Raw genomic sequence first — 8494 nt, 5'->3', positions numbered from 1 at the left:
GGCGGGGGGTTTTATCTGTGCGGGGTTATCCCCCCGGCCCCCCTTTTTCTCCCCAAAACGCGCGGGGGGGGCGGGGGGTACGTCCCGTCGGGCCCCCACGCGCGTTTTGCGTATCAGTCCTTCGGTATCACCGGGACCGCCGCTGCGGGAGCGATGGCGGCCAGGGCGAAGGCCGCGGGGAATCCGACCGCGGCGATGAGCCCACCGAAGACCGGTCCGACGGCCGCGGCGAAGACGAACTGCCCGGTGTTCTGGATTCCGAGTGCGCGACCGCCCCAGAACGGGCCGGCGATCTCCGCGACGGCAGTGAATGCCAACCCGTTCGGCGCCGAGGTCAGGATCGACGCGACGAGCAGGACGCCCACCGCGATCGCCGAATCCGTCCACGCCGTGACGGACAGCGCGACCATCGACACGACGACCGATATTGCGACGATGCGCATCGGTCCCAGTCGGCTGCCCACCCGATCGGACCAGGCCCCGGTGACGACACGTCCGAGGGCGCCGAGGATCTGGGCGGCGGTGATGACGAGACCGGCGCCGACCTCGTCCCAGCCGCGGTCGGCGATGAGCCACACCAGGGCGTAGGTCCACACGACGTACTGCGGAACGACGAGCAGGATCGACGCGAGATGGATCCGCGTGAGGGACATGGAACTCCGGTAGGGATTGCCGAGCACGCCTGCGCGCTCGGCCTCCGCCCGTCCGGGTCGGGGCGGATCCACCACGCCGACCGCGCAGGCGACGGCTGCCAGCCCGCACGCGAGCATGGGAAACGCGAGTGCCCAGGCGATCCCGTGGTCGCCCGCGAGAGTCGGGATGACGAGTGCGCCCGCGGCGACACCCAGCGGCACCGACATCTGCCGGATGCCCATCGCGAGGCCGCGCTGGTGCGGCGGGAACCATCCGACCACCACGCGACCGCTCGCCGAATTGGCGCTCACGGCGCCGGCTCCCGCACACATCAGCAACAGGCCGAGCAGCGCGGCGGAGGCGGTGCGGGACAGGTCCAGCGAGGTGGTCGCGCTCGCGAGTCCCATCGCGACGGCCGCGATCCCGAGTCCGGCGGCCAGCGCGAGACGTTCACCGAACCGGTCGGCGATCGCGCCCCACACGACGAGCGTGAACACGCCGCCGAGGATCGGTGCGCCGGCGAGGGTTCCGGCCTGCGCGAGGGTGAAGCCACCCTCCTGGTTCAGGGTCGGGATGAGGAAGGCGACGCCGTTGATGACGGTGGCCTGGGAGGCCTGGGCGAGGACGCCGAGGGCCAGGATCAGCCATCGGCGCCCACCGATGTCCGGAGTGTCCATGAGTCCCACTATCTGAGAAAGTCGTACCGTTATATGAAATCTCGGTTGGACTCTATACCCGCGGCACCCGGGCGTCGATCGCAGTGTGCGCGCACCGTTAGACTCCGGACATGCGCCTTGGTCGAATTGCCAGCCCGGATGGTGTCGCGTTCGTGAGCATCGAAGGGGAGGGGGAGTCCGCGACGGCGAAGGAGATCGCCGAGCATCCTTTCGGGAACCCCACCTTCACGGGCCGGAGCTGGCCCCTCGCCGACGTGCGGATTCTCGCCCCGATCCTCGCCACCAAGGTGATCGCGGTCGGTCGCAACTACGCCGCCCACGCCGCCGAGTCGGGCAACGAGGTCCCCGACGAGCCGATGATCTTCCTCAAGCCCAACACGTCGATCGTGGGCCCGGGCGCGCCCATCGTGATTCCGCCCACCACCTCGCTCGTCCACCACGAGGCCGAACTCGCCGTGGTCATCGGGCGCCCCTGCAAGGACGTCCCCGCCGCGAAGGCCCGGGAGGCGATCCTCGGCTACACGGTGGCCAACGACGTGTCCGCGCGCGACCATCAGCGCAAGGACGGCCAGTGGGGCCGGGCCAAGGGCCACGACACCTTCTGCCCGCTCGGTCCGTGGATCGAAACCGACATCGACCCTTCCGATCTCGAGATCTCGGCGGAGGTCGACGGGCAGATCCGCCAGCGCAGCCGCACCTCGAAGATGGTGCACGACATCCCGAAGCTCATCGAATGGATCTCCGGTGTCATGACCCTGCTGCCGGGCGACGTCATCCTCACCGGCACCCCCGAAGGTGTCGGACCGATCGAGCCGGGCAACACCGTCTCGATCACCGTCGAGGGCATCGGAACGCTCACGAATCCGGTCGTCGCCAAGGGATCCTGACCGGAGCTCGCTGCGGGGCGGATAGCCTGGGAAGGTCTCCCGTCGATCCTCAACCCTGAGCGAGTCATGACCACCAGCGAAGTACGCGTACGTTTCTGCCCGTCACCGACCGGAACCCCGCATGTGGGTCTGGTGCGCACCGCCCTGTTCAACTGGGCTTTCGCGCGTCATCACGGCGGCACCTTCGTGTTCCGCATCGAAGACACCGACGCCGCACGCGACACCGAGGAGTCGTACCAGGCGATCCTCGACGCCCTCCGGTGGCTGGGTCTCGAATGGGACGAGGGTCCGGAGGTCGGCGGACCGTACGAGCCGTACCGGCAGTCGCAGCGACGCGAGCTTCACCTCGAGATCGTGCAGAAGCTCGTCGACGCCGGTGAGGCCTACGAGTCGTTCTCGACGCCGGAAGAGGTCGAGGAGCGGCACAAGGCCGCCGGCCGCGACCCGAAGCTCGGCTACGACAACTTCGACCGCGACCTCACCCCGGAGCAGCGGCAGGCCTTCCTCGACGAGGGGCGCAAGCCGGTCGTGCGACTGCGCATGCCCGACGAGGACCTCACGTGGAACGACCTGGTCCGCGGCGAGACCACCTTCAAGGCGGGCTCGGTGCCCGACTTCGCGCTGACCCGCGGCAACGGCATCCCGCTCTACACCCTCGTCAATCCCGTCGACGACGCGTTGATGAAGATCACACACGTCCTGCGCGGCGAGGACCTGCTGTCGTCCACCCCGCGTCAGCTTGCGCTGTACGCGGCGCTGCAGCGCATCGGCGTCACCGATTTCACGCCCGAGTTCGGCCACCTGCCGTTCGTGATGGGGCAGGGCAACAAGAAGCTCTCCAAGCGCGACCCTGAGTCCAACCTCTTCCTGCACCGCGATCGCGGGTTCATCCCCGAGGGCCTGCTCAACTACCTCGCTCTGCTCGGCTGGGGTCTCGCCGACGATCGCGACGTGTTCTCCCTCGACGAGATGGTCGCGGCCTTCGAGATCTCCAAGGTCAATTCGAACCCGGCCCGGTTCGACCAGAAGAAGGCCGACGCCATCAACGCCGAGCACATCCGCCTGCTCGAGCCGGCGGAGTTCGCGACCCGGCTGAAGGCGTACCTCGTCGAGCACGGCCGGATCGGGGCCGACGTCGACGACACGCTCTTCCGGACGGCCGCCGACCTCGTGCAGACCCGCATCGTCGTTCTCGGGGACGCGTGGGACCTGCTGAAGTTCTTGTTCGTCGACGACGCCGACTTCACGCTCGACGAGGCCTCTGCGGCGAAGAACCTCAAGGAGGATGCCGCGTCGGTGCTCGACGCCTCCGTCGCCGCCCTCGAGGGCGTGGCCGAGTGGACCACGCCGGCGATCGAGGAGGCGCTCAAGAGCGCACTGATCGAGGGGCTCGAGCTGAAGCCGAGGAAGGCCTTCGCTCCCGTGCGGGTCGCGGTGACGGGCTCGCACGTCAGCCCGCCGCTCTACGAGTCGATGGAACTGCTCGGCCGTGAGCGCACCCTTGCACGACTGCGTGCCGGGCGGGCGCGCATCGCCTGACCCCTGCATGGTCGCTCTCGGCCCGTCGTCGGCACCCGCCGGCGACGGGCCGAGCTCGTTCCGAGCTCGATTTCAGGTCTCTGACCAGCCGATTTGTAGTTGGTGGCGGGGTTGGTGCTAATCTTCTTCTCGGTTCGGAACGGAGGCCACAACGCCCGCAGGGCAGGCCGAAGGAACAAACCATTGGGGTATGGTGTAATTGGCAACACAGCTGATTCTGGTTCAGCCATTCTAGGTTCGAGTCCTGGTACCCCAGCTGAGACGCGGCGGTTTGCCCGCAACGTCTCAGCCAGCTATGCTGGCTGAGCTTCCTTCGGGAAGCGAAGAGAAGAAGTTCCATAGGCCCCCGTCGTCTAGCGGCCTAGGACGCCGCCCTCTCACGGCGGTAGCGTGGGTTCGAATCCCATCGGGGGTACAACCACGAAGGCTCTCCGATCATCGATCGGAGAGCCTTTCGCGTATGGGCGGTCACTGCGCGGCGGACGGAAGATAGGCGGCCGTCGTGCCGCCGATCTCCATGGCAGTCATCCCGAGCTTGCAGTGATCCCACGAACGCACCCGCGCGGGCACCACACGGACGGCCACCCGTTTGCGCATCATCTGCTCCACCGCGGGGCGCGCCTCCTCCGTGTACGGGGCGGTGTACCGCTCCCACACGTCGCGGCAGACCTCGAACAGGCGGTCGTGGTCGTCCACGATCTCCGCCCGCCCCTCGATCGAGACGCCACGCAACTGGTCGTAGGTGTCGCCGGCCTCGACGAGGACGGTCACGCGATCGTCGCGCCGGAGGTTGACGACCTTCTGCGATTTCGCCTTCGTCTCGAACCAGATCTCCCCGTCGAGCACCGCGTACCACATGGCGACGAGGTGCGGGGTGCCCGTCGGTCCGAGGGTCGCCAGGTTCGCGACCCGGCTGCGGTGGAGGAACTCGTCGATCTCCGACTCCGTCATCATGATGCCTGCGCGGCGGTTGGTTCCCATGCGAAGCACTCTGGCAGAGCGTGGAGCCGCACGGCTGTCTTCCTCCCGCCCCGCCCGTGTTCCTCCTGGGCTCCACCCGGGAGGGACACGGGCATGCGGTCGGCCTCAGAGACGCTTCTGGAGCGCTTCTGCGGCGGCGAGGAGGTCGGCGGCCCAGCGGGCGCCCGGTCGGCGGCCCATGCGGTCGATGGGGCCCGATACGGAGATCGCGGCGATCACGCCACCGCTGCTGTCGCGCACGGGTGCGGCGACCGACGCCACACCGGGTTCGCGTTCGGCGGCGCTCTGCGCCCAGCCGCGGCGGCGGACCTCGACGAGCACGCGTTCACCGAAGGCCGCGTCGGGGAGGATGGCGCGCTGGGTCGCCGTATCGGCCCACGCGAGCAGAACTTTCGCGCCGGAGCCGGCCGTCATCGGAAGGCGTGCGCCGACGAGGACCGTGTCGCGCAGACCGGTCGGCGGTTCGAGAGCGGCGACGCAGACCCGCTGGGTGCCCTCGCGGCGGTACAACTGCACGCTCTCGCCGGTGATCTCACGCAGACGGGGGAGGACGAGCGAGGCGGCCTCGACGAGCGTGTCGCCTGCGCCCGCGGACAATTCGGCCAGTCCGGGGCCGGGACGCCACTGTCCGTCGCTGTCGCGCATGAGGAGGCGGTGGACCTCGAGGCCCACGGCGAGACGGTGCGCCGTGGCACGGGGCAGGCCGGTCCGTGCGCACAACTCGTTGAGGTTGCACGGCTGTTCGGCAACCGCATGGAGGACTGCCATCGCTTTGTCCAACACTCCGATCCCGCTATGCTGTCTCATAGGTCGATACCTCCGTCTCGCATAATGGGAAGCATATCGCATGCCGAGAACGGTGGGGACGACGCCATACGCGGCCGGACAGCCCCCGGAATCCCGCGTTCGTCACGTACGACAAGGTGGAGAAGATGGCTGGAAAGACTCTGGCGGAAAAGGTGTGGGACCAGCACGTGGTCGTGCGCGGTGAAGGAGAGGGATCGGCGCGACAGCCGGACCTGATCTACATCGACCTGCATCTCGTACACGAGGTGACCAGCCCGCAGGCCTTCGACGGTCTGCGGCTGGCAGGACGCCCGCTGCGGCGTCCCGATCTCACGATCGCCACCGAGGACCACAACGTCCCCACGGTGGACATCGACAAGCCGATCGCCGACCCGGTCTCGCGCACACAGGTCGAGACCCTGCGCCGCAACTGCGAGGAGTTCGGTGTCCGTCTGCACCCCATGGGCGACCTCGATCAGGGCATCGTCCACGTGGTCGGCCCGCAGCTCGGTCTCACGCAGCCCGGCATGACGGTGGTGTGCGGCGACAGCCACACCTCCACCCACGGCGCCTTCGGCGCACTGGCGATGGGCATCGGCACCAGTGAGGTCGAACACGTCATGGCGACACAGACGTTGTCGCTGCGGCCGTTCAAGACGATGGCCATCAACGTCGGCGGCACCCTCGCGCCGGGAGTGACGAGCAAGGACCTCATCCTCGCGATCATCGCGAAGATCGGCACCGGCGGCGGACAGGGCTACGTCCTCGAGTACCGCGGCGAGGCGATCCGCGCACTGTCGATGGAAGCGCGGATGACCATCTGCAACATGTCGATCGAGGCGGGCGCCCGCGCCGGCATGATCGCCCCCGACGAGACCACCTACGAGTTCATCAAGGGCCGCCCGCACGCCCCGAAGGGCGCCGACTGGGACGCTGCCGTGGAGGCGTGGGAGCAGCTGAAGACCGACGACGACGCGGTTTTCGACGCCGAGGTCCACATCGACGGCAGCGCTCTGACCCCCTTCGTCACGTGGGGCACCAACCCGGGCCAGGGCGCTGCGCTCGGGTCCAGCGTTCCGGTACCCGAGGAGATCGCCGACGAAACCGAGCGGTCTGCAGCGGAAAAGGCGTTGCGCTACATGGATCTCGAACCGGGCATGCCGCTGCGCGACGTGAAGATCGACACCGTCTTCGTCGGCTCGTGCACCAACGGCCGCATCGAGGATCTGCGTGCCGTGGCGGATGTCCTGCAGGGCCGCAAGGTCGCCGACGGCGTCCGGATGCTCGTCGTGCCGGGTTCGATGCGGGTGCGCGCGCAGGCGGAGGAGGAGGGTCTCGGCGAGATCTTCACCGCCGCAGGGGCCGAGTGGCGTCAGGCCGGGTGCTCGATGTGCCTGGGCATGAACCCCGACCAGTTGGCGCCGGGCGAGCGTTCCGCGTCGACCTCGAACCGGAATTTCGAAGGACGGCAGGGCAAGGGCGGACGGACGCATCTCGTCTCGCCGGCCGTGGCCGCCGCAACCGCGGTGCGGGGAACGCTTTCCGCACCGGCGGATCTGGACTAGACCACAGGACCGACGAGGAGAATTTTCGATGGAAGCCTTCACCACCCACAGGGGCATCGGCGTCCCGCTGCGCCGCTCCAATGTCGACACGGATCAGATCATCCCGGCCGTGTACCTGAAGCGCGTCACCCGTACGGGATTCGAGGACGGTCTGTTCGCCGCATGGCGCAACGACCCGTCCTTCGTCCTCAACACCCCGCCCTTCGACCGCGGCAGCGTTCTCGTCGCCGGACCGGATTTCGGCACCGGCTCCTCGCGTGAGCATGCCGTGTGGGCGTTGTCGGATTACGGATTCCGGGTCGTGATCTCGTCCCGCTTCGCCGACATCTTCCGGGGCAACGCCGGAAAGGCCGGTCTGCTCGCCGCTCAGGTCTCGCAGGACGACGTCGAACTGCTGTGGAAGCTCATCGAGCAGCAGCCCGGACTCGAACTGGAAGTGGATCTCGAGAACCGGACGGTGACCGCCGGAACCACCGTGGTGCCGTTCACCATTGACGACTACACGCGGTGGCGTCTGCTGGAGGGTCTCGACGACATCGGATTGACATTGCGCCAGGTAGACGCGATTTCCGAGTACGAAAAGTCAAGGCCGTCATGGAAACCGAGTACCCTTCCGGCGCCCTGAAAACACCCCGCGAACGCGCCTTCTCCGGGCCCGGTCCGACGCTCCCGTCGGGCCGGGCCCGGAGGTTATTTGCATGAGAATCCGCGTGGCACATAGACTCTTGCCCGTTTGCGGGTCTACCGTGGACTGGAGTCGGTCTGACGGTGGACCGTGTATGTGCGGAGGAAATCAATGAACAAGGCAGAACTGATCGACGTTCTGACCGAGAAACTCGGTTCGGACAGGCGCACCGCCACCGCGGCCGTCGAGCACATCGTGGACGCGATCGTTCGCGCCGTGCACGACGGTAAGAGCGTCACCATCACCGGATTCGGTGTCTTCGAGAAGCGTCGCCGGGCGGCTCGTGTCGCGCGGAACCCGCGCACGGGCGAGACGGTCAAGGTCAAGCCGACCTCGGTGCCGGCCTTCCGTCCCGGCCAGTCCTTCAAGAACATCATCGCGGGCACCCAGAAGCTCCCTTCTTCGGGTCCGGCCGTGAAGCGCGGTGCAGCCGCAGCGGCCAAGAAGACCGCGGCAGCGAAGAAGGCGGCCAAGAAGACTGCGGCCAAGAAGACCACGGCGACGAAGTCGACTGCGGCGAAGAAGACCACCGCGGCGAAGAAGACCACGGCGGCCAAGTCGACTCCGGCGAAGAAGACCACCGCCACCAAGTCGACCGCGGCCAAGAAGACCGCGGCCAAGAAGAGCGCGGCCAAGAAGACCACGGCCCGCAAGAGCACCAAGAAGTAACACCCACCCGCGATGCGGCTCGCACACGTGCGAGCCGCACAGGTGAGACGACGGCGGCCACCGGATCTCCGG

At 67.9% G+C, this 8494-nt stretch carries 8 protein-coding genes and 2 tRNA genes; 7 read left to right on the top strand and 3 right to left on the bottom strand.

The window, feature by feature from the left end; translation table 11 throughout:
• Window positions 1-113: 113 nt before the first annotated feature.
• Window positions 114-1310, bottom strand: a complete 1197-nt coding sequence (locus A5767_RS00365; RefSeq protein WP_064851352.1) for an MFS transporter — start codon at window positions 1308-1310, stop codon at window positions 114-116.
• A gap of 110 nt (window positions 1311-1420) precedes the next feature.
• On the opposite strand from A5767_RS00365, the gene A5767_RS00360 reads away from it, so the two are divergent.
• The 4 genes from A5767_RS00360 to A5767_RS00345 all read left to right on the top strand — a co-directional run bounded on the left by A5767_RS00360 (window position 1421) and on the right by A5767_RS00345 (window position 4151).
• The gene (locus A5767_RS00360; RefSeq protein ID WP_059380779.1) at window positions 1421-2197 is read left to right on the top strand and encodes a fumarylacetoacetate hydrolase family protein; all 777 of its coding nucleotides are present in this window, start codon (window positions 1421-1423) and stop codon (window positions 2195-2197) included.
• Window positions 2198-2263: 66 nt separating this feature from the next.
• Window positions 2264-3736 (top strand): glutamate--tRNA ligase, encoded by a 1473-nt coding sequence (gltX, locus tag A5767_RS00355; protein ID WP_059380780.1) that lies wholly within the window; start codon window positions 2264-2266, stop codon window positions 3734-3736.
• Between the two features lie 184 nt (window positions 3737-3920).
• A tRNA-Gln gene (locus A5767_RS00350) sits at window positions 3921-3992 on the top strand.
• Between the two features lie 86 nt (window positions 3993-4078).
• Window positions 4079-4151 (top strand) — tRNA-Glu (locus tag A5767_RS00345).
• Between the two features lie 53 nt (window positions 4152-4204).
• Here the strand turns inward: A5767_RS00345 and A5767_RS00340 are convergent.
• Complete coding sequence (locus A5767_RS00340; protein WP_064851351.1) at window positions 4205-4717, bottom strand: pyridoxamine 5'-phosphate oxidase family protein; 513 nt, start codon at window positions 4715-4717, stop codon at window positions 4205-4207.
• Window positions 4718-4822: 105 nt separating this feature from the next.
• Window positions 4823-5524, bottom strand: a complete 702-nt coding sequence (locus A5767_RS00335; RefSeq protein ID WP_064851350.1) for an IclR family transcriptional regulator — start codon at window positions 5522-5524, stop codon at window positions 4823-4825.
• Between the two features lie 125 nt (window positions 5525-5649).
• Between A5767_RS00335 and leuC the strand changes: the two genes are divergently transcribed.
• From leuC to A5767_RS00320, 3 genes are all read left to right on the top strand, one after another.
• On the top strand, window positions 5650-7068 hold the full coding sequence (gene leuC / locus A5767_RS00330) for a 3-isopropylmalate dehydratase large subunit (RefSeq protein WP_024101379.1): 1419 nt from the start codon (window positions 5650-5652) through the stop codon (window positions 7066-7068).
• Window positions 7069-7096: 28 nt separating this feature from the next.
• Window positions 7097-7693, top strand: coding sequence for a 3-isopropylmalate dehydratase small subunit (gene leuD / locus A5767_RS00325; protein ID WP_006554524.1), 597 nt, complete (start codon window positions 7097-7099; stop codon window positions 7691-7693).
• Between the two features lie 171 nt (window positions 7694-7864).
• Entirely contained in the window at window positions 7865-8422 is a 558-nt protein-coding gene (locus A5767_RS00320; protein WP_064851349.1) for an HU family DNA-binding protein, read from the top strand.
• Window positions 8423-8494 lie beyond the last annotated feature (72 nt).

This window comes from Rhodococcus sp. 852002-51564_SCH6189132-a (assembly GCF_001665495.1).
Taxonomy (GTDB): Bacteria; Actinomycetota; Actinomycetes; order Mycobacteriales; family Mycobacteriaceae; genus Rhodococcus; species Rhodococcus pyridinivorans.
Note: the sequence above shows the minus strand (reverse complement) of the source record. Positions and strands in the feature narration are given on the sequence as shown.